Raw genomic sequence first — 284 nt, forward strand, 5'->3', positions numbered from 1 at the left:
AGAAAAATGGTTGGCTCCAGATGAGCCATCACTTCTTGCTTGGTGAAGTAAATTTCGTGACTAATTAGATCAATATTCGAGATCGCGTAGCCACCACTCCCTTCGATGTAAAACTCGATAGTTTCCCCTTCTAGGTAGCGCTGAAACCAAGCAGAGCGTTTGACTTCTTCAGAGTCTTCTAAGAAGTCAGCTCGCAAACCAGATTTCAGTAGGCTATTTTTACTTAGGCGTAAATCATGGGGACGTTTCTCCAGTTCTCGAATCGGCTCATACTGCTGGAGGTA

At 44.4% G+C, this 284-nt stretch carries 1 protein-coding gene; it reads right to left on the reverse strand.

Annotation, left to right across the window (positions count from 1 at the left end):
• Nucleotides 1-284, reverse strand: a 284-nt coding sequence (locus FLQ44_RS25570) for a hypothetical protein (RefSeq protein WP_206208834.1), incomplete at both ends; no start/stop codon positions are given.

The sequence above is a fragment of the Vogesella mureinivorans genome, assembly GCF_007644035.1.
Taxonomy (GTDB): domain Bacteria; phylum Pseudomonadota; class Gammaproteobacteria; order Burkholderiales; family Chromobacteriaceae; genus Vogesella; species Vogesella mureinivorans.